This is a genomic window from Enterococcus devriesei (assembly GCF_001885905.1).
Taxonomy (GTDB): Bacteria; Bacillota; Bacilli; order Lactobacillales; family Enterococcaceae; genus Enterococcus_A; species Enterococcus_A devriesei.
Map to the genome: position 1 here is coordinate 1 of NZ_JXKM01000037.1, position 978 is coordinate 978.

The following is a 978-nucleotide window of genomic DNA, read 5'->3' on the forward strand; positions in this document are numbered from 1 at the left end:
AAGCGGGTGACGGGCTTCTAGATAAAGTCTGGCAAAAAATAAATAACCCATAAACACTTACGACACCTTTTTTATAAGCTACTATACTTTTGCGAGCATATTATTTTTTGCGTAATTCATGCGTAATCACTATTTCCGATTAAAAAAACACTTCTTGAAAATACTTCAAACCGCATACGCAAAAATATATCCAATCGCTACCATTCCACCAAGCTTACCTATTGTAATCCAATCATCTTCCGCACCCACATTATATCAGAATTCTTAAGAAATTGTTCGCTTTACATTTTAGAACATATGTTCGTAGAATGTTCCCAAGAGGTGAACGCTATGATCTACGATGACGAGTCAGCTATCAAACTGTTTTTAGAAGCTAAAAAAGTTTACGAGGACCGGAATATGCTTAAATGGATCGGATTTTACTTGTCCGAGCAAACAGCAGCAATCAATAAGGATGTAACCGAACGGTCTAAGGTCAATAATCAAAAAACGTTAATGTAAAGTGAAGAAATCGAAAAAGTCTTAAACGAAGCTAGACTAAAAAGCAAACCTGTCTCTGTTCAGTTAGAAGCCCTCAATGAAAATGCACAGTATTATGATGATGTTATAGGAATGATTCGAGGTTACGATGAGTTAGGAATTTACATAGGTGATCAAAAAGTACATTACGATGAAATTAGAAATGTTGAGGTTTACAACTGGAAAAAATGGAGTGAACTGAAATGAATCCTATCCTCTCTTATCATCTAGGATTGATGACATTCGATCGTCTCCAAGTCTTATTGTGGGATTTCGGTCCTAACGCTATAGATGAAATCGGCGAACGATGCTTTACTTTCTACTGTAGCAAAGCTAATGGTCTTCATAATTTTGATTACTACATACTAAAATACGGGAGTGGTTTAAATGATAAGCATGAATGGTATTGTGAGTAGCGTAAAGATTCTAAAGTATTCGGAACGTCCCCTCGTCTATTTT

Annotated in this window: 1 pseudogene; it reads left to right on the forward strand. The window is 35.8% G+C overall.

Annotated elements, in window-relative coordinates:
• The first annotated feature begins 330 nt into the window (after positions 1–330).
• Positions 331–726 (forward strand): annotated as a pseudogene (locus RV00_RS15850) (hypothetical protein).
• The last annotated feature ends 252 nt before the right edge of the window (positions 727–978 follow it).